The organism is Enterococcus sp. DIV0086 (assembly GCF_050498705.1).
Taxonomy (GTDB): Bacteria; Bacillota; Bacilli; order Lactobacillales; family Enterococcaceae; genus Enterococcus; species Enterococcus faecalis.
The window spans coordinates 324,788-344,402 of the sequence record NZ_JBNIDN010000001.1; the positions used below are offsets into that span (position 1 = coordinate 324,788).

The 19,615-nt window shown below is 36.9% G+C and carries 17 protein-coding genes; 12 read left to right on the forward strand and 5 right to left on the reverse strand.

The window, feature by feature from the left end; genetic code table 11:
* Window positions 1–5 precede the first annotated feature (5 nt).
* From IGI63_RS01540 to IGI63_RS01555, 4 genes are all read right to left on the reverse strand, one after another.
* Window positions 6–1,211, reverse strand: coding sequence for a YdcF family protein (locus IGI63_RS01540; protein ID WP_164548328.1), 1,206 nt, complete (start codon window positions 1,209–1,211; stop codon window positions 6–8).
* Window positions 1,212–1,366: 155 nt separating this feature from the next.
* On the reverse strand, window positions 1,367–1,567 hold the full coding sequence (locus tag IGI63_RS01545) for a cold-shock protein (RefSeq protein ID WP_002357750.1): 201 nt from the start codon (window positions 1,565–1,567) through the stop codon (window positions 1,367–1,369).
* A 297-nt stretch (window positions 1,568–1,864) separates the two neighbouring features.
* Window positions 1,865–2,986, reverse strand: coding sequence for a hypothetical protein (locus IGI63_RS01550; protein WP_002357749.1), 1,122 nt, complete (start codon window positions 2,984–2,986; stop codon window positions 1,865–1,867).
* Between the two features lie 336 nt (window positions 2,987–3,322).
* Window positions 3,323–3,673, reverse strand: coding sequence for a helix-turn-helix domain-containing protein (locus IGI63_RS01555; RefSeq protein WP_002365589.1), 351 nt, complete (start codon window positions 3,671–3,673; stop codon window positions 3,323–3,325).
* A gap of 191 nt (window positions 3,674–3,864) precedes the next feature.
* Here IGI63_RS01555 and IGI63_RS01560 point away from each other — a divergent pair, with 191 nt between their 5' ends.
* The 5 genes from IGI63_RS01560 (at window position 3,865) to IGI63_RS01580 (ending at window position 8,925) form a co-directional block, all read left to right on the forward strand.
* A complete protein-coding gene (locus IGI63_RS01560) occupies window positions 3,865–5,298 on the forward strand; it encodes an MFS transporter (protein WP_429975183.1) in 1,434 nt (477 codons plus the stop codon).
* 204 nt (window positions 5,299–5,502) lie between these two features.
* Window positions 5,503–6,177, forward strand: coding sequence for a metal-dependent hydrolase (locus tag IGI63_RS01565; RefSeq protein WP_002419777.1), 675 nt, complete (start codon window positions 5,503–5,505; stop codon window positions 6,175–6,177).
* 9 nt (window positions 6,178–6,186) lie between these two features.
* Window positions 6,187–7,506, forward strand: a complete 1,320-nt coding sequence (locus IGI63_RS01570; protein WP_002357743.1) for a DRTGG domain-containing protein — start codon at window positions 6,187–6,189, stop codon at window positions 7,504–7,506.
* A 13-nt stretch (window positions 7,507–7,519) separates the two neighbouring features.
* Entirely contained in the window at window positions 7,520–8,473 is a 954-nt protein-coding gene (locus tag IGI63_RS01575; protein WP_002357742.1) for a DHH family phosphoesterase, read from the forward strand.
* Window positions 8,474–8,586: 113 nt separating this feature from the next.
* A complete protein-coding gene (locus IGI63_RS01580; RefSeq protein ID WP_002357741.1) occupies window positions 8,587–8,925 on the forward strand; it encodes a zinc ribbon domain-containing protein YjdM in 339 nt (112 codons plus the stop codon).
* A gap of 60 nt (window positions 8,926–8,985) precedes the next feature.
* Here IGI63_RS01580 and IGI63_RS01585 read toward each other — a convergent pair whose 3' ends face one another.
* Window positions 8,986–9,384: a hypothetical protein gene (locus tag IGI63_RS01585; protein ID WP_002382283.1), complete on the reverse strand. Its 399-nt coding sequence runs from the start codon at window positions 9,382–9,384 to the stop codon at window positions 8,986–8,988.
* Between the two features lie 55 nt (window positions 9,385–9,439).
* On the opposite strand from IGI63_RS01585, the gene IGI63_RS01590 reads away from it, so the two are divergent.
* The 7 genes from IGI63_RS01590 (at window position 9,440) to pepT (ending at window position 19,528) form a co-directional block, all read left to right on the forward strand.
* Entirely contained in the window at window positions 9,440–10,621 is a 1,182-nt protein-coding gene (locus tag IGI63_RS01590) for a VanZ family protein (protein WP_002377637.1), read from the forward strand.
* Between the two features lie 62 nt (window positions 10,622–10,683).
* Window positions 10,684–12,057 (forward strand): DEAD/DEAH box helicase, encoded by a 1,374-nt coding sequence (locus tag IGI63_RS01595; RefSeq protein WP_429975184.1) that lies wholly within the window; start codon window positions 10,684–10,686, stop codon window positions 12,055–12,057.
* A gap of 519 nt (window positions 12,058–12,576) precedes the next feature.
* A complete protein-coding gene (locus IGI63_RS01600) occupies window positions 12,577–13,260 on the forward strand; it encodes a helix-turn-helix domain-containing protein (RefSeq protein ID WP_002381934.1) in 684 nt (227 codons plus the stop codon).
* Between the two features lie 345 nt (window positions 13,261–13,605).
* Window positions 13,606–16,248, forward strand: coding sequence for an alanine--tRNA ligase (gene alaS / locus IGI63_RS01605; RefSeq protein ID WP_429975185.1), 2,643 nt, complete (start codon window positions 13,606–13,608; stop codon window positions 16,246–16,248).
* Window positions 16,249–16,450: 202 nt separating this feature from the next.
* Window positions 16,451–17,167 (forward strand): tRNA (adenine(22)-N(1))-methyltransferase, encoded by a 717-nt coding sequence (locus IGI63_RS01610; protein WP_429975186.1) that lies wholly within the window; start codon window positions 16,451–16,453, stop codon window positions 17,165–17,167.
* Entirely contained in the window at window positions 17,151–18,269 is a 1,119-nt protein-coding gene (locus tag IGI63_RS01615) for a Nif3-like dinuclear metal center hexameric protein (RefSeq protein ID WP_429975187.1), read from the forward strand. The genes IGI63_RS01610 and IGI63_RS01615 overlap by 17 nt, the downstream gene beginning before the upstream one ends.
* A 29-nt stretch (window positions 18,270–18,298) precedes the next feature.
* On the forward strand, window positions 18,299–19,528 hold the full coding sequence (gene pepT, locus IGI63_RS01620; protein ID WP_002360428.1) for a peptidase T: 1,230 nt from the start codon (window positions 18,299–18,301) through the stop codon (window positions 19,526–19,528).
* Window positions 19,529–19,615: the final 87 nt, after the last annotated feature.

Genomic DNA, 19,615 nt, shown 5'->3' on the forward strand with positions numbered 1-19,615 from the left:
CTTCTTTACTGAATAATCAATCCTGTTAAGAATAACATAACCATACCGATGGCAGCTAGGCCGCAAACAATAATATGGCGGCGTTTGTACATCACTACAATGGCGATGAACTCTCGAATAAACGCGTTAGGTAAAAAATAAAAAGCGGTTTTTGCACCAATGCCATCAGCTTTTAAGCCAGCCATTCGAGCGAAAAGACCCGCTCGGAAAAGGTGATAATTGTTTGTAGTAAAAATGGCTTGGAAATTAGCATTTCCAAAATCCTCAATCATTGTTTCTTTGGAAAAACGCATATTTTCTAGTGTGTTTTTTGAATGAGCTTCTACTAAAATATCATCATCAGGAATACCTTGTGTCAAAGCATACATTTTCATCGCGACACTTTCAGGAAGTAATTCATCGGGACCTTGGCCACCAGACATGACGATTTTTGGTGGATTTAACGTTGCGCGATTTTGAGCCTTGTAAAATTGAATTGCTTTGTTGATGCGGGCTTGCAATAATGGCGGCACAATCTCACCATTGATTAACCCCGAACCTAACACAACAATATAATCCTGTGTATATTTTGGCTGATTAAATTGATACAACGTAGAAACAGTTAAAAAATTATAAAAAACAAACGCGAAATAAGTCAAAATAAATGGCGCAATAGTTAATGGTAAGGAGAGCCACGTTGGTAACAACGATTGAAAAAAGAAATTATAAATTAATAGTAATGTTAAGCCAATTGCCAGCAACAACGTCAACAAGTTCCCTAGAGACCGACCTTCTTTTCTCATAACAACGACCGCATTCCAATAGAGGAAAATAATTAAGGCATAGAGTCCTAAAGCCAAAGCGATAAAAATTGCCAGCAGGGCAATAATTGCTAAGGTGATTAGAAAGTAGTTGTTTGTACGAATCGCAGTAATCCCTAAATAAGTCGCTAGAACCACAAGAAAAATATTAAATAATGTTCCATTCAGTAAACGCCTTTTTTCTTTGAAGTAGAAGAGCGCAAACAAGCCAAAAAAAGCAATGGGAATTAAAAAGAAGACTGTGCCACGAATGATTTCTAAATATAAAACATATGAGAAGAACATAAAGACGGTCCAGCCAAACATCCACGGCAACCAATCGTGTTCTTTTTTCTTTTTCCGCCACGAGGGAATGAAAAAGAGACCCAATAAATAAACACCTAAAAAGGTTAAATCACCATAAAATTGCATAAATAAACTCCTTTAAAACATTTTTCCTCTTCAGTATAACGAAAACTCTTCAAAAAAAATAGAGGAAGCACTTAGTTTCAGAAAGTTTTCTTGTTCTTTTTTTTATAAAAAAAACCTGACGATTAACGTCAGGTTTTTGAGTCAGTATTGTTTAATTAAGCTTTAGTAACGTTAGTTGCTTGAGGGCCACGTTGACCTTCTTCGATTTCGAAAGTTACTGCTTGACCTTCTTCTAAAGTTTTGAAGCCGTCACCTTGGATAGCTGAGAAATGTACGAATACATCGTTTCCGTTTTCTGCAGTGATGAAGCCAAAGCCTTTGTCTGAGTTAAACCATTTTACTGTACCTGTTTCCATAATAAATATCCTCCTAGATGTGTGTTATAACACATTCATATTTTGCAATTACTTGAAAGGTGAAAAATGTGGAAGATGTTTATTTGAAACAGCTACCCATATTACCGAACAAAAACTACATCTATTACTATAGCATACTAACTGGTTTTTGTATAGCGATAACCTTATTTTCTTTTTTATCGGATGTTTTTTAAAAACTAGAAAGTGAAGATAAGGCTGTTATAGTGCTGTTTCAATAAGTCTCAGAAAAAAAGCCCATTGTAAGGCGCTTTCTTACAATGGGCTTTTCGCCTGTTTTTAATAACGGAGGATAGCCGCTAAAGATTTTTCATCTGGTGCAGCTTTTTGGTCTAAAACAAAAACTTGACCGCCGTTTTGAATAACTTGGTAAGCAATGGTGTTTAAAAGTTTGCGACGATCATACTCTTCAGATGACATTTCATTGTTTTCAGTAACAAAGAGTGACGTTGCAATAAAAAGATGGGAAATTTTGCCGTCAGCTGCCGCTGGCGAAATATCTGTAAATTGGTCTAAGAATTTACGATCTAGTAATTTGTTATAAGAAGCTGTTTCTTTTTCTGTTAACTCTGCAGCTATTTTTTCACTAGCGCTGCGGATATCTTGAATGGTTGCTTGTGCAGGTGAAGCAGCAACTGAAATTGAGCAATCATAATAAGGATTTTTAGCAATCTTTTTAAAGAGTGTTTGGTTTTCTGGTAAAGCATAAAGATAAAGCGGTAATTTTTCAGGATTATCCAGTTGATCTTTTAAGAAAGTATCGACTGCTTGATAGTAGTTCACCCAATCAATTTCAACTTCTTTATCTTTAGTATTGATGCTATGATAAGCGACACCTTCTTTAGAACCGTTAGAACTACCTTGAGTTGAAAAGTTTAAATTACCACCCGTTAATTCATCACCTAAAGCTGTGACCACGTCTGTTGGTGCATCTTTAGGCAATTCAACAGGAGTCACAGTCGTATGATCGACCTTGTAAAGTTTCATTGAATCGCGATTTAGAGCAAGTAGGTAATAATGGTAGTTAAATTGTTTGTCTTTGACTAGTCCAAGTAAATAAGGAATCGTGTCCACGTAATATTGATCGTCAACGGGCACATCTAATCGTTGAACAAAGGTGTTTTCTGGAGATAAGATGATTGAAACACTTGCTGTGCCGTTGCGCCAGAAGGAAGCATCAGCTAGAAGTGCGTCAATTTTTTCTTGAAAAACGGCCCATTTTTCCTCAGGAAATTTTTTTTCAAAGCGTGTTTTTGCCGCTTTTGCAAAATTTTTCAAAACAAGCGAATCTTTTTCTACGTTTTGATGAGCGACATGGGTGTTAAACAAGAAAGTAACAAACGGTCCATGAACTTCTTCAGAAAATAATGTTGATAAGCTATCTTTTTTTTGATTTGCCATAATAAAATCCCCCTTCTAAAAGTAAGTGTAGCACAGGAAATCGAATGTTTAAAACAATATGTTCAATAAAAGAAAACGCTTTAAAGAATCTAAATAAAGGACTGTTAATGGTGTTCTAATAAAAGTTTTATAAAAAATATAGCTGAAACTCATGATAAAAAAGGCACAAACTACTATACTTACGTTATGCCAATTATCCCGAATTGGTTTTTTCATACTTACTCCTACCAAGAGTAAATAACAACCTTCATTTCCACCACAGACGACGGTCGTGGTGGTTTTTTTTGTTTAGGTTCTAGTTTTTGCTATTAATTGACTAGGAGAAGTGAACGTTCTTTAAGAATTTGTCATTTCAAATTTACGGAACCGCAAGAAACGATTTGCTTCTTCCTCTAACTGAGTAATTTCTTCTTCTGTTAACTCTTCCGTAGTAATGTGAATATGTAACTCTTTTTGTGTGCTTGTCATAGGTGCCTGATGATTAATCTCTGTTTGTTGGGTGCGGCCCATTAAATAGTCCAAGGAGACAGAAAAATAGTCTGCTATTTTTAAAAGATTCTCTACTTTAGGCGAAGAGGTATCCCAACGACGAATTTGTCCATTGGAAATGCCGACGTTTCTTTCTAATTGGGCGAGGGTTAGTTGCCTTGACTGAGCTAATTGTTTAATGCGAGAAATTAAGGTCATTTCAAGTCCTCCTTGTGTTTTCCGTTTGCTAATTTTAAATTAGCGTAAAAGCGAATGGTTGTCAATTGCGAGCGTGTAATAAGAAGGTGAACATCTCATGAGTGATTTTTTAGAAAATTTCCGATGAAAAAAAGAAGAAATAGAGTTATTATTAGTAAGTAAACTGTTTTGGAGCGAGAGGGGATGAATCAATGGAGAAAATTAAAAGTTACCAAGAGGATTCTGAAGTGCAGAAAAATCGTTGGTGGATCTTAGTTTCTGTGGCTATGTTTACCTTCATGTCTACATTAGATTCCAGCATTGTAAATATTGCTTTACCGACTATTTCAAAAGAAATGTCCGTACCCATGAATCAAGCGGAATGGGTCGTATCTATTTATTTAATGGTTGTCTGTGCTTGTTTATTATTATTTGGAAAAATTGGCGACAGTTTTGGAAAAATAAAAGTTTATCGAATTGGCACGGTTATTTTTACGATTGGTTCGTTACTTTGTGGCTTTAATCAATCGCTGAGCTTTCTATTATTTGCGCGAGTCGTTCAAAGTATTGGTGCTAGCATGACCATGGCGACCAATTCAGGAATTATTACGGAAGTATTCCCTTTAAATGAAAGAGGGCGGGCGCTTGGTGCAGTAGGTGCCTTTGTCTCTTTAGGCGCGATTGCTGGTCCTGGGATTGGTGGATTGATCTTATCAAACTTTTCTTGGTCGTATATTTTTTGGATTAATGTTCCCGTGGGGCTAATTACAATTTTAATTGGCGAAAAGTTTCTACCAAAAGATATTACAAAAACAAAAGAAAAAATCGATTTTTCAGGATTTGCTTGTATTGCCATTGCGATTATGACGTTCTTCGGCGGGATTTTCCTCGGACAAGAGAGCGGGTTTGGCTCGTTACAATCCTATTTATTGTTCATTATTGCAGTAATCGCACTAGGATTATTTATAATGGTTGAACGAAAAAGAAAAAGCCCACTTATTAAGTTCGCAATTTTTAAAAACAAAATTTTTACTTTAAGTTTATTGTCCGCCGTTTTAATTTTTGCCTCAAACTTTTTTGTAAATGTTGTCATTCCATTTTATTTGCAGGATGCACGCAAACTAAGTGCTAGTTATGCTGGTCTATTAATGATGGTATTTCCGTTATTAATGGTGGTTGGGGCTCCTCTGAGTGGCTATTTGACGGATAAAATTGGCCCAGGTATTTTAACATTTGGCGGATTGTTGCTTTTGTGCTGTACGTCGTTAATGTATATGTTTTTAGATATGAATTCGCCCATCTGGTATTATGTGATTGCAACAGCCATTATGGGCTTGGGAAATGCACTTTTCCAGTCTCCAAACAATACAATGGTTATGAGCAGTGTTGAAAAGCAAGATTTAGGTGTAGCAGGAAGTATGAATTCTTTTGCTAGAAACTTAGGAATGGTCATTGGGATTGCGTTGTCAACGACCATTTTATATCGTGGCATGAGCGAAGCCTATGGTGAACGAGTAACCACGTATCTGGCTAATCGCCCAGATATATTTATTTTGGGAATGCGTGAAACCTTTTTTGTCGCCTTTCTATTATGTGTGGCGGCCTTTATATTAACGATTTTACGTTTTCGGAAAACAACCAAATAAGTAAAAAGAAACAGACGAGAAAGATTCATGATTTTTCTCGTCTGTTTCTTTACTAGCTAAGAAAATAAGCAAATGCGATTGTATATTTCTAATTCTCTGTTACAATAAAGAAAGTAAACTGTACTAAACTGTACTACTTTTAAGAATGAATTTGACGATTAATTATCATAAGATTGTGTAGAAAATACCGTAGGAGGAATACAAATGGAACTGATAGGACATGGACATTCATGTATTGAAATTCGTCTAAACGACGGCACGAACCTTTTATTTGATCCTTTTATTAATGGCAACCCTTTAACGGACGTTTCACTTGCAGATTTACACCCTGATTACATCTTAATCACCCACGGACACAGCGATCATATTGGCGATATGCTAGCAATTGCTCAAGCCAACAAGGCAACGATTATTGCGATAGCTGAAGTGGCTACGTATGCGCAGTCGCAAGGGGTAAAAGCGCATGGAATGAATCTAGGTGGGCGTTATGTCTTTCCTTTTGGTTCGGTTAAATTTGTGCCAGCTTTGCATAGTTCCGGTTATGAAATAGACGGCGTAATGACCTACATGGGCGAAGCAAGTGGGATTATTTTAGAAGCAGAAGATAAAAAAATTTATCACGCTGGTGATACGGCGTTGTTTTCAGATATGCGCCTTTTTGCAAAAGACAAATCCATTGATGTAGCGTTCTTACCAATTGGCGATAATTACACGATGGGACCAGAGGATGCGCTACAAGCAGTCTCTTACTTAAATCCCAAAATAACCATTCCAATTCATTACAATACCTTTCCTGTTATCCAACAAAATCCAGCAATATTCGTAGAGCAAGTAGTTGGCGGGAAAGTATTAAACCCAGGAGAGACGATCCTAGTTTAGGAGGAAATTATGGCGACGAAACATGATCAAATTTTAAAACATATTGAAGAATTACCAATTGGCGATCGAATCTCTGTTCGAAGCATTGCCAAAAGTTTAAGTGTTAGTGAAGGAACAGCGTATCGGGCCATCAAAGATGCAGAAAATATTGGGCTTGTTTCCACCATTCAACGTGTTGGTACGATACGAATTGAGCGGAAGTTAAAAAAACATATTGAAAAATTAACATTTGGTGAAGTGGTCCGGATTATTGAAGGGGATGTGTTAGGCGGTAGCTCTGGTCTAGACAAAGTCCTTAATAAATTTGTAATTGGTGCGATGACAGAAACCGCGATGACGCGATATATTACTCCCGGATCCTTAATGATTGTTGGTAACCGCCAAGGCGTGCAAAAGCTTGCTTTAGAAAATGGGGCAGCCGTTTTAATTACAGGTGGATTTGAAACATCTGAAGAGATTGCGCAGTTAGCAGATCGTCTGGGTATGCCTGTCTTGAGAACCACATATGATACATTTACTGTGGCTACTATGATTAACCGTGCTTTAAGTGATCAGCTGATTAAAAAAGACATTTTACTCGTCAGTGATATTTATACAGCGCTTGAAAAAACCAATTATTTGTTGACAACTCAAACGATTGCAGATTATCAGGCATTATCTGAAAGTACCCATCATTCTCGTTTCCCAGTAGTAAATAAGAAATTACGTTTAGTGGGGATTGTCACAGCCAAAGATGTCATTGGTAAAAGTGAACATTTAACCGTGGATAAAGTCATGACAAAGGACCCCAATGTTGTGAAAAAGATGATGAGTGTAGCGAGTGTCAGTCATCAAATGATTTGGGATGGTCTAGAAGTCATGCCGGTGGTGGAAGATGATTTAGCGCTTGTTGGGATTGTTTCTCGCCAAGATGTGATGAAAGCTATGCAATTGGTGCAACGACAACCACAAATTGCAGATACAATTTCAGATCAAATTTCCGGGGAAGTGATGCCTGTTGAAGAAAATGGCAAAGAAACAACCCGTTTTCGTTTTTCGGTTGCGCCCCAAATGGTTAACAGTGTTGGTACTATCTCGTTCGGTGTCCTAAGTGAAATTATTTCTAACGTGACACAACGAACAATGTTGATGAATCAAAAAAGAAATGTACTAATTGAACAAGTGAATCTACATTATTTGCGGCTAATCCAGTTGGAAAGTGAATTGGACATTCGTCCACGGATTTTAGAAATTGGTCGTCGCTCTGCAAAATTAGATATTGAAGTTTATTTAGAAAATGTCATTGTGGCAAAAGCAATTGTTGTTTGCCAAGTGATGGAGAGAACGTAGGAGGCTACAAAGAATGGACGTAGTAAAAGAAATTATGGCAGCAATTAAACAATATGAAACAATTATTATTCATAGACATCAAAGGCCCGACCCAGATGCAATTGGCTCACAGGTTGGGTTAGCAGAACTCTTAAGAGCGAGCTTTCCTGAAAAAAATATTTATCAAGTAGGCGGACCAGTGGAAGGCTTAGAGTTTTTAGCTGAAATGGACGTTATTACTGACGATGTCTATCGAGGTGCATTAGTCATTGTAACAGATACTGCAAATGCTCCACGAATTAGTGATGCGCGTTTTTCTTTAGGCGATCAATTAATTAAAATCGATCATCATCCGAATGATGAACCCTATGGAGATTTAGTTTGGGTGAATACAAATGCAAGTAGTTGTAGTGAAATTATTGTTGATTTTTGGCAACAGCATTTAGCAGAATTAACGATGACAGATAATGCAGCTCGTTTATTGTATGCTGGGATTGTGGGGGATACAGGACGTTTTCTTTATCCTTCCACTTCGGCGCATACACTCGCTGTCGCTGCGCAATTGCGTACGTTTAACTTTAATGCCGCAGACTTAAATCGTGAGTTAGACCAAATGCCTTTAAAGGTTGCTAAATTAGCGGGTTATATTTATCAAAATTTAGAAATCGACGCAAATGGCGCTGCTCGTGTCGTTTTACCACAAAGTATTTTAAACAGTTATGATATTGTCGATTCTGAAACGGCAGCCATTGTTTCAATGCCAGGAAAAATTGAAGATGTTCTCTCATGGGCAATCTTTGTTGAACAGCCGGAAGGTTATTATCGCGTTCGGTTACGTTCCAAAGGACCAATCATTAATACAATTGCTAAAAAACATCATGGCGGCGGCCATCCTTTGGCAAGTGGCGCTAATGCACGTGATGCGGCTGAAATTGAAGTGATTTACCAAGAAATCCAAGCAGCTTGCCAAGAGTGGGCTCAAAAATAAATAAGTAATTAGAATGTAGTTATCGGACGTTGATAAATCATTAGGACTACTTTTCATTCACTAGAAAATAAGGTAAAATGAAAAAGAATTATTTTTTACAAAGGAGAACGTTAATGACAGAGCAATTACCAAACTGCCCTGAATGTGGGTCGGCATATGCCTATGAAGATCGCGGATTATTTATTTGTCCAGAATGCGGTCATGAATGGTCACCAACAGAAGAAGTTGCAGAAGAAGGCTTAGTAGTCAAGGACTCAAATGGCAATCTTTTAGCGGATGGTGACAGTGTTACTGTAATCAAAGATTTGAAAGTTAAAGGTGCCAGTGGCGCAATTAAACAAGGCACAAAAGTGAAAAACATTCGTTTAGTGGAAGGTGATCATAACATCGATTGTAAGGTAGATGGCTTTGGTCCAATGAAGTTAAAATCAGAGTTTGTTAAGAAAAATTAAATTTCATTTGAATGATGAGACAGTAAGAGTCTAGGACACAACCATCGTCCTAGACTCTTACTAATGTTTATCGGTCTTGTATTTTATCATTGTACGAAGGCCGTGCCAAGCGTTGTAAAGTGTGAGGATTAACCCGATACCTAAAGGAATCCATAACCATTGCGGAGAATAAGCGGCATCTTTTAACGTTTCAGGGTTGATGGTCCATGATTCTTGCAATACTTGGAAACTAAAAACCATGAGAAATGTTGAAATAAGTAACAAAATAAACCGTAAATAATGAATCGTTGTCTGACGGTGAATCAGTGCAAAGAGTAAGTAGAGCACAAGTAAAAATAGCGGCACTCCAAACGCAAAATATGGCTGTAACATGAGAACGTCCTCCTTTTTCTTAATGATACTGCAAAGGAGAGGATTTGCAAAATAAAATTTATTGTTGGTACATTTTTTTAGAAACAAGTATAGTGTTATTGAGGCATTCATACTTGAAATTGTTTATCTTGGAGGAATTTTTATGGCAGTATATAGCGAACCAATTAAATGGGCAATCATTATTTTCCCGTTTCTAGCATTTTTTATTTCTGGGGCATTATTAATCTATGAATACCGCAAATATGGTTCCTTTGTTTGGACACGAGCAATGATTTTGTATTCATTTGTTTTTTATTTATTATGTGCCTATTTCTTGGTGATTTTACCGTTGCCTTCTCGGGCAGAAGTGGCTCAATACACAGGACCAACAATGGAACTGCGGCCTTTTCATTTTATTTCAGGGATTTTAAACGAAACTGTTTTTTCGCTCAAAGATCCTAGTACGTATTTGCCAGCATTAAAACAGCATGCCGTTTTAGAACCACTGTTTAATGTTTTATTAGTTTTACCTTTTGGTGTGTATTTACGGTATTATTTCAAATGTTCATTTTTAAAAACAGTTCTTGCGAGTTTTTTATTGTCATTATTTTTTGAATTAACACAGTTATCTGGCCTTTATTTTATTTATCCACGTTCGTATCGCCTGGCGGATGTCAATGATTTAATTAATAATACCGTCGGAGGCATGGTCGGTTATTGGTTGACGCCACTCTTTACCTTTTTATTGCCAACAAGAGAAGAAATTGATGCCACCTCTTATGAAAAAGGTCAGACAGTTAGCCTGTTAAGACGTTTCTTTGCATGGGGGATTGATTGGTTGGTGATTGGCTTTGTGCAAGGCCTGCTCGTTTTTGGACTAAATTTCATTCCAGCTTATAAAAATTGGGCAACCAATTATCCGATTTTTTCAGATCGGATGTGGTTCTTTATCATGGTGTTTGCGGTCTTTATCGTCATGATGAAACTGACAAATGGTCAAACGTTAGGGAAAAAAGTTGTTCGCATTCGGGTGGTTGAAACAGGACATGAAAAAATTCGTTTAAAAGCCTTGTTTGTTCGCTACGGTTATTTGTATTTTGTGTATGGTTTAATTAGTATTTATCTAGCTAATGCCACTGATTTATTGAATTCTTCTAATCGGATGTTACAAATGGTGTCACTGCTTCTGTATTTGTTCTGTTTAATTTTATATTTACTATTTTTGATCAACGTTTTGTTAACCTTGATTCGTAAAAAACGGCGTTTGTTTTATGAAAAAGCCAGCCATACTTATACAGTCAGTACATTAGAAGTTGCGAAAACAAAGGAATCAGCAGGTGAGTAAAAGTTGTTTTTGTGTTATAATGCCAAAGTGCATAAAGAATTTAACGAGAAGAGGTGAGGCAAGTGCCTTCATTTAAACAATTTCAATTTCAACCTTTTATCAACGAAGCACTCGCAGAAAAAGGGTTTGAAGAACCAACAGAAGTCCAAGAAAAATTAATCCCAATCATTAAGAAAGGGAAAAGTGTCATTGGACAATCGCAAACAGGAAGTGGAAAGACGCATACTTTTTTACTTCCATTAATGGATAAAGTTAAGCCAACTATCGACGAAGTACAAATTGTGATTACTGCGCCTAGTCGTGAATTAGCCAATCAAATTTATCAAGAAGCGCAGCAACTGGCTCGTTTCAGTCAACCAGAAATTCGAGTGTCAAATTTTGTTGGCGGAACAGATAAACAACGTCAATTAAATAAATTAAAGCATCAGCAACCTCATGTGGTGATTGGTACACCAGGGCGGATTTTAGATATGATGAATGAACAAGCCTTGAAAGTGCATACGGCTTTTGCCTTTGTTGTCGATGAAGCAGACATGACATTAGATATGGGCTTTTTAGCAGAAGTCGATCAAATTGCTGGTCGTTTGCCAGAAAAATTACAAATGCTCGTTTTTTCTGCAACCATTCCAGAAAAATTACGACCATTTTTAAAAAAATATTTAGAAAATCCAGTGATTGAACATATCAAACCAAAAGCAGTTATTTCAGAAACAATTGACAATTGGTTGATTTCCACCAAAGGAAAAAACAGCAATCAAATAATTTATCAATTATTGACTATCGGGCATCCTTATTTAGCGATTGTTTTTGCAAATACTAAACAAAGAGTTGATGAAATCACCGATTACTTAAAAGATCAGGGCCTAAAAGTTGCCAAAATTCATGGAGACATTACACCACGCGAAAGAAAACGTGTGATGCGTCAAGTTCAAAATCTTGACTACCAATATGTAGTAGCTACTGATTTAGCCGCACGTGGGATTGATATTGAAGGGGTTTCACATGTCATCAATGCAGAAGTTCCACATGAATTGGACTTCTTTATCCATCGGGTTGGCCGCACAGGACGTAATGGATTGAATGGGACTGCCATAACATTATATTCACCAGCAGATGATGAAGCGATTACTCAGATTGAGCAGTTAGGTGTTTCTTTCAAACCAAAAGAAATTAAAAATGGTGAGATTGTAGAGACGTATGATCGTAATCGTCGAACAAAACGAGAAAAATCTCGAGAAGAATTAGACCCAACGTTAATTGGTTTAGTGAAAAAGAAAAAGAAAAAAATTAAACCAGGATACAAGAAAAAAATTAATTGGGCAATTGAAGACAGCAATAAGAAAAAACGTAAAATTGAACGTCGTCAAAAAGATCGTTCTGCTAGAAAAGCAAAAAGAATTCTTCTAACTAAAAACGTTGTGGATTATAAAAAGTAAGGGACTAGAATCGTAAAGATTTTAGTCCCTTACTTTTTATATGATAAATATTTAAGTCACTTTTAAAATAACTCTTTTTTAAAAGTAGTTATCGTTAAAAGTAGAGAAAATTACCGATTAATTGTAAAGATTTTTGTCGAAAACATCAAAATGTTAGTGTTAAACATCAACATTTTGATGTTTTCTCGAGAAAAAAATAATAAAATTACAGAATTTTTGGCGTGTTTTAGCAAAAAGTAGGAAGTTTCGGCACTTTTTTTGTTAAAAAATCAGCTTTATTAGTTGATATTAAAGGAAATTCATTTTTTTACGGAGGATAAAAAAATTTTACACACAAAAAAAATCATTTTCTAATATAATATAAATAACCACCAAAATAAAGAATAAAGGAGCGAAGAGAGATGAAGATAAAAAGGTGTTTATTAACCAATCGATGGAGAAAACACGCGATTTGGTAACGTATTTTGATTGGTGCGTTTAGTTATTGGTAGCAGAAAGAGTTCTAGGAGGAAAGAAGAAATGAGAAGGATTTTGGTATTAACAAAGAACATTTTAGTTGAGCAAACATTTCAGCAGCAATTACAACATTTAAATTATGAAGTCTTTTGTACGAACTGCTGTGAAGAAACTATAGAACATGAGTTAACTTTTTTTAATTATTTTGATGCAATTGTATTAAGCGAAACACTATCTCAGAACGATTGCTTGAGATTATTAGGAAGTCTTTCATCGTTAGAGAAGCCGATTTATCGACGTTCACAATCGATGTGTAATAAACGTGAAGCGGAGATTTGGCAGGAAAGAGGTATTATCCGGTGGTTAGGCCTCAAAGATTCATTGGAAGATATTCGTGAAAAAATTGATACTGTCGATCAAAGTTTTGCCGAAGTCACAGCCGAGCTACTTGATGACCAAGTAAAAAAGATTCGCTTTACAAAAAACGAACAACGCTTTTTAAAAATCTTGTATCAGCATGCCCACGAAGGGTTGGATCGTGATCAAATTTGTCGCTTGCTTTGGCAGAAAGAACCAGATGCTTCTACAAAATCGCAGCTGTCTTTCGTATGTAAACGAGTGAAACAAAAATTTAGTGATGCAGGTATGAACGAAGAGATTATTACAACCTCTTGGGGAAAAGGGTATCAAATAAATGAACAAATTTTGCCTTATTTAGAGCAAACGTTATTTGAAACAGCTCAGTAAGGAAAGATTCCTACGAAAACAATTGACTTTTTAGCAGATCTTTCTTATACTTTTGACTATAAGCTAAAGGATATGAGGAATCTTATTTTGATCACAGAAAGCCGTTCATTGCTGAGAGAAGGGCATCAGATAAATTTACTTGCTCCCTTTAGATGGACTTGATAGAAATATCAACGCAACTCTGCGTTATAGAGCTTAAGAGGTAATGATCCAACATCATTGCAATCAAGGTGGTACCGCGAGCAATCGTCCTTGACTGCAATGGTGTTTTTTGTGTTCACAATCTGCCACTTAAGAGGGTACAAAATATAAATAGTTAATTATTAATAGAAAGTAGGAAAATCAATGAAAGAATTAACAAGTAGTCAAGTTCGCCAAATGTATTTAGACTTCTTTAAGTCTAAAGGACATTCAGTAGAACCAAGCGCTTCTTTAGTACCAGTAAACGATCCAACATTATTATGGATTAACTCTGGTGTTGCAACCTTGAAAAAATATTTTGATGGCTCTGTTGTGCCAGAAAATCCAAGAATTACGAATGCTCAAAAATCTATTCGTACAAATGATATTGAGAATGTTGGGAAAACGGCTCGTCATCATACAATGTTTGAAATGTTAGGGAACTTCTCAATTGGAGATTATTTTAAAAATGAAGCGATTCACTGGGCCTGGGAATTTTTAACTGGTGCTGAATGGCTTGCTTTTGACCCAGAAAAATTATATGTGACTGTTTATCCGAAAGATACAGAAGCAAAACGCATTTGGCGTGATGAAGTTGGTTTATCTGAAGACCATATTATTGATGTAGAAGATAACTTCTGGGATATCGGTGCTGGTCCAAGTGGTCCGGATACGGAAATCTTTTATGATCGCGGCGAAGAATTTTTAGATATTCCAGAAGATGATCCAGAAAATTATCCTGGTGGCGAAAATGAACGCTATTTAGAAATTTGGAACTTAGTGTTCTCTGAATTTAACCATACACCAGAAGATACGTATGAACCATTACCACATAAAAACATTGATACGGGCATGGGCTTGGAACGTGTTGTATCTATCATTCAAGATGCACCAACAAATTTTGAAACTGATTTATTTATGCCAATCATTCATGCGGTAGAAGCTTTAGGAACCAACGTGAAATATGGAGATGCACCACAAACGGATGTTTCCTTTAAAGTGATTGCTGACCATATTCGTGCTTTATCCTTTGCAATTGGTGATGGTGCGCTTCCTTCAAATGAAGGTCGTGGCTATGTGTTACGTCGTTTATTACGTCGTGCGGTAATGCACGGGGAAAAATTAGGCATTAATGAAGCCTTTTTATACAAATTAGTGCCTGTTGTTGGCGAAATCATGGTAAGCTACTATCCAGAAGTATTACAACAAAAAGACTTCATCGAAAAAGTGGTTCGGACAGAAGAAGAACGTTTCCATGAAACCATCAATGAAGGTTTAAGCATGTTAAATGAGGTTATTAAAGAAGTTAAAGATGCAAAAGGCGATACATTAGATGGAAAAATTATCTTCAAACTTTATGATACTTTTGGCTTCCCGGTAGAATTAACGGAAGAAGTTGCGGAAGATGAAGGCTTGAAAGTCGATCATGCTGGGTTTGAAACAGAAATGGAAGCACAGCGTGAACGCGCTCGTTCTGCCCGCAGTAAAGAAACTTCAATGGGTGTTCAATCTGCTTTATTAACAGATATTAAAGTAGAAAGTAAATTTGTTGGCTATACAGAATTAACACATGATAGTGAATTATTTGTTATTATTCAAGGTGACGCACTAGTAAATGAAGCATCTGCAGGAACAGCCGAATTAATTTTTGCTGAAACACCATTTTATGCTGAAATGGGTGGACAAATTGCTGACCGCGGCTATGTAAAAAATACCGCAGGGGAAGTCGTTGCCAACGTGGTGGATGTGAAAAAAGCACCAAACGGTCAATTTTTACACAAAGTAGAAGTTTTGGCGCCATTAGCAGAAGGTCAAATTTATCAATTGCAAGTGGACGAACGGATGCGGACACGTATTTTGAAAAATCATACGGCAACCCATTTATTGCATCGTGCTTTAAAAGATGTGTTAGGGGAGCATGCCAACCAAGCAGGCTCATTAGTTGCACCAGGACATCTACGTTTTGACTTTACTCATTTTGGGCAAGTTACATCAGAAGAACTAGCGCGGATGGAAGCCATCGTTAACGAAAAAATTTGGGAAGCTATTCCTGTTGTCACAATTGAAACAGATATTGATACAGCGAAAAACATGGGCGCAATGGCGTTATTTGGCGAAAAATATGGCAAAGAAGTCCGTGTAGTTAATATTGGGGATTACTCTATCGAATTATGTGGTGGAACACACGTTGCTAATACAGAAGATATCGGGATTTTCAAAATTGTTTCTGAATCTGGAATTGGTGCAGGAGTACGCCGTATTGAAGCAGTGACGAGTAAAGAAGCGTATCAACTTTTACAAGAAGAAGAACGTCAATTGAAAGAGATTGCTACATTAGTTAAATCACCTCAATTAAAAGAAGTGGTTACGAAAACAGAGCAATTGCAACAACAATTACGTGATCTACAAAAAGAAAACGAACAATTGGCTGGCAAATTAGCGAACCAACAAGCTGGTGACATTTTTAAAGATGTCAAAGACGTCAACGGTGTTCGTTATATTGCCGCTCAAGTCAATGTTAAAGACATGAATCAATTACGCCAATTGGCTGACCAATGGAAACAAAAAGAATTGTCTGATGTACTAGTTCTGGCAACTGCACAAGATGAAAAAGTAAGCTTGTTAGCGGCTATGACAAAAGACATGAACGGGAGAGGCTTAAAAGCCGGTGACTTAATCAAAGCAATTGCGCCAAAAGTTGGCGGTGGCGGCGGTGGTCGTCCTGATATGGCTCAAGCTGGTGGGAAAAATCCAGCAGGGATTGCGGATGCCTTAGCAGAAGTTGAAAACTGGTTGGCAAATGCCTAATTAAAAATGTTTTCCCTATTATTAATATAAGGAGAATGCTCTTTATAGCAATAATGACAGCCCTCTTCAAAGTTATGAAATTGATTTTGAAGGGGGTTCTTTTTTATAAGTGATTACGGAGAGAAAACAGTAGATTGCACGAATGTGTAAGTTTTCATCTTCAATTGACAATGGTATAATAAGCAACGGAGGAATCAAAAATATGAATGAAAATCAATTATCAAAACGTCTCGCAACGGTTGGTGATTTAATCCCTAGAGGAAGTCGCTTAGCAGACATTGGTTCAGACCATGCTTATTTACCAGTTGCTTTAATGTTAGAAAATAAACTGTCTTTTGCTGTGGCTGGGGAAGTGGTAGAAGGCCCTTATCAATCTGCCAAAACCCAAGTCAGTAAATCCAATTTGACGGATAAGATTATCGTACGTTTAGCGAACGGGCTAGATGCAATTGAACCTGAAGATCAAATAGACGTCATTAGTATTTGTGGAATGGGCGGCACATTAATCCGAGATATTTTAGAAGCTGGACGCAAAAAAAATCGTTTAACAGGGAAGGAACGCCTTGTTTTACAACCGAATATTGGTGAACCAACTTTACGCCGCTGGTTAATGGCAAATGACTACAGTATTGTTGATGAAACAATCGTGGAAGAAAACCGTAAATTGTATGAAATTATCGTAGCTGAAAAAACAGAGCAATCCGTTTCTTATACGGACCAAGAATTACTATTTGGGCCAGTTTTAATTAAAAAACAAGGACCGGTTTTTACCAAAAAATGGCATCGAGAATTAAAACAGCGCAAAACTGTTCTTGCACAACTAGCAAAAGCAAGTGGAGAACATATTGAAAAACAAGTAAAACTACAGCAAGACCAACAATTAATTGAGGAGGTGCTGGCCAATGGCTGTGAACGGTAAGACATTGATTCGACGCTTCAATGACTATTGTCCCGAATGGTTAGCAGAAACGGGAGATCCTGTGGGCTTGCACATTGGTACGTTAGATAAACCAATTGAAAATGTGATGGTTACCTTAGATGTTCGTCCTGAGGTCGTTGCAGAAGCAATTGAGAAGCAGGTTGATTTAATTATTGCGAAACACCCACCTATTTTCCGCCCAGTTAAGCGATTAACCACAGATAATTTTCAAGTAAAAATGTACGCTGATTTATTAAAACACGATATTGCTGTTTATGCAGCGCATACTAACATGGATATTATTGACAATGGGCTAAATGATTGGTTTTGTGAATTATTGGGAATTAAACAGACCACCTTTTTAACTAAAACACATACTGTTCCTTATAAAAAATTAGCCGTTTTTGTGCCAATTGATGAAGCTCCCCAAATGAGAGAAGCTTTAGGTCTAGCTGGCGCTGGAGCTCAAGGTGATTATTCTAAAACAAGTTACTCTTTAATTGGAACAGGACGTTTTACACCAACACAAGGAGCAAATCCAACGATTGGCGATATTGGTCAAGAAAGTGTCGTCCAAGAAGCAAAAATCGAAGTGATTTTCCCTGAAACTAAACAAGAACAAGTTCTTGCAGCTATGTTACAGGCGCATCCTTATGAAGAACCGGCGTATGATGTTTATACCATTGAAAATCAATCAAAAGAATTTGGTTTAGGTCGGGTTGGAGTATTAGACAAGCCTGTGAGACTCTCTGATTTTGTACAGCAAGTCAAGGAAGCTTTCCAATTGGATGGCTTGCGGGTCATTGCAAAAGATGATACTAAAATGATTCAACGGGTAGCCATTTGTGGTGGAAGTGGTGAAAAATTCTATCATGATGCATTACGTAAACAAGCCGATGTCTATATTACTGGTGATGTGTATTATCATACGGCACATGACATGATTGCTGAAGATTTACCAGTTATCGATCCTGGTCATTACATTGAAGCGCTTTGTAAGCCAAAACTTGTGGAATTAATGAATCAATGGAAACAAGAAAATGAGTGGGCTGTATCCATTTTTGAATCAGAAGCGAATACCAACCCATTTCGTTTTAAATAAAAAAATGAAGATTAAAGGAGTGTTCTTTTATGTATGAAAATCTATTACCTCGTTTTTTACGCTATGTGAAAACAGAAACACGCTCAGATGCAACAAGCACAACGACACCATCAACACAAACACAAGTAGCCTTTGCACAAACCTTAAAAAAAGAATTAGAAGAATTAGGGATGAGCGATGTTATTTATAACGAAACAAATGGTTTTGTGATTGCTACGTTACCTAGTAACGTGGAGAAAGACGTTCGTTCAATCGGCTTTATTGCCCATATGGATACCGCTGATTTTAATGCAGTGAATGTTTCTCCGCAAATTGTTGAGAACTATGACGGAGAATCAACGATTCCTTTAGATAAAGAAGGCAAATTCACTTTAAACACGAAAGACTTTCCTAACTTAAAAAATTATCGTGGTGAAACACTTATCACAACCGATGGTACCACTTTATTAGGAGCTGATGATAAATCAGGTATTGCGGAAATAATGACAGCCATGGAATATTTAATTAATCACCCAGAAATTAAACATGGCACCATTCGTGTGGCTTTCGGTCCCGACGAAGAAATTGGTGTAGGTGCCGACAAATTTGATGTCGCTCAATTTAACGTGGATTTTGCTTATACAATGGATGGCGGACCAGTAGGTGAATTACAATTTGAAACGTTTAATGCGGCGCAAGCAGAAATTACAATTCAAGGGAAAAACGTTCATCCAGGAACAGCAAAAAATACAATGATTAATGCGTTACAATTAGGAATTGATTTCCATAATGCCTTACCTGCTGACGAAGTTCCAGAAAAAACAGCAGGTGAAGAAGGCTTTTATCATTTAGCAGCGTTTGCTGGAACGCCAGAAGAAGCTACAATGACGTATATTATTCGCGATCACAATCGCGAGATTTTTGAAGCACGTAAAGCTAAAATTAAAGAAATTCAGCAAACATTGAATGCACCATTTGATGAAGAACGAATCAAAGTTGATTTATTTGATCAATACTATAATATGCGAGAAGTGATTGAAAAAGATATGTCCATTGTCGAAATTGCTAAACAAGCAATGGAAGAATTGTCAATTCAACCAATTATTGAACCTGTTCGCGGTGGAACGGATGGCTCAAAAATTTCTTATTTAGGGATTCCCACACCAAATATCTTTGCTGGTGGCGAAAATATGCATGGCCGTTTTGAATTTGTTTCATTACAAGCCATGGAAAAAGCGACCAATGTGATTATTAAAATTGCTGAATTAAATGCAAAATAAATGAGGCACTCAATAGGAAAGTAAGAAAACGGGCAACCGAGAACTTACTTTCCTGTTGTAGTTTCATGAGTCATTGAAAAATTTTTT